This is a genomic window from Mycobacterium innocens (assembly GCF_900566055.1).
Classification (GTDB): Bacteria; Actinomycetota; Actinomycetes; order Mycobacteriales; family Mycobacteriaceae; genus Mycobacterium; species Mycobacterium innocens.
On sequence record NZ_UPHQ01000206.1, the window covers coordinates 1 to 1,096 of the forward strand.

General features: G+C 64.1%; 2 pseudogenes. One reads left to right on the forward strand and one right to left on the reverse strand.

Annotated features, from left to right (window positions below):
• Positions 1-74 (reverse strand): annotated as a pseudogene (locus EET03_RS19755) (IS607 family transposase); the annotation flags it as partial.
• Between the two features lie 57 nt (positions 75-131).
• On the opposite strand from EET03_RS19755, the pseudogene EET03_RS19760 reads away from it, so the two are divergent.
• Positions 132-722, forward strand: a pseudogene (locus EET03_RS19760) (C39 family peptidase); the annotation flags it as partial.
• Between the last annotated feature and the right edge of the window lie 374 nt (positions 723-1,096).

Consider the following 1,096-nt stretch of genomic DNA (forward strand, 5'->3'; position numbering starts at 1 on the left):
AGACCAGCGCGAAACCAGCGATACGCAGTCACCCGCGCAACACCATTGCGCTCAGCCCACGCCGCCAGATTCATACCTTTGTTCCTACCGCACACCACTGACAACTACCGACCACTCAACCCGCAACAGCTGGCGACCCCGTGGCGGCCGCCAAGTGGTGGCGCTACCAGAAGTACGACGACTGCGTCATCATGTCGAGCGCCGACGTGATCGGTCAGATCACCGGCAAAGAGCCTTCGGAGAAGGCGATCGTCAAGGTGGCCCAGTCGACACCCAGCACCGTCCACCCCGGCTCGATCTACATCAAACCCGCTGACCCGTCGAACCCGAATTCCGGCATGGGCACCAGTATGTGGGACGTGCCCGCCCTGCTGGCGCACTACGGCGTCGACGCCAAGGTCACCGACACCGATGACGCCCCGCAAACCGGCATCCCCACGGGCATGGAGGCGCTCGAGCAGTACCTGGGAGGCGGCCACAAGGTCATCGTCAGCCTCAACGCCGAAATGATCTGGGGTCAGCCGATCGAAAGCAAAGACAGCGACGGCAATCCGCGCTCAGACCACGCCGTGGTGGTCACCGGAGTCGACACCGCCAACGGCATCGTGCACCTCAACGACAGCGGTACCAAGCAAGGCCGCGACGAGCGGGTCCCCATCGAGACCTTCATCAAGGCGTGGGCCACCAGCCATGACTTCCTGGTCGTCACCACCGGCACCTGACCCAGGCCCTGCGCGACGGCGACGGCGGGCAGACACCGCGGGCAACGCGCCCGCTCAGCTGCCTGCCGATCGCGTGTCCCGCAGGGCGACAAAGTGATTCGCTCGGAGGACACGATGGCCGGACTTTTGCGGCCGGGCAGCGCGACGGGATCGACGTGCCCGGGCCGTTGGTTCGTACCGGATCGGCGAACTTCGTACCACAATGACCGTTGATGATGACCGTTGACGACGGTTGCTCGACACTAGGCCCTGAGTAAGCGTGTCGGCTGGGGAGGATAGGGCAAAGGCCTTACCCTGGCTGGGTTTGCGACTTCAACGCAGCCCAGCGGGAAAGGCCTTTGTGGTGAAGAAGATATCGCATGAGCAGAGTCGGC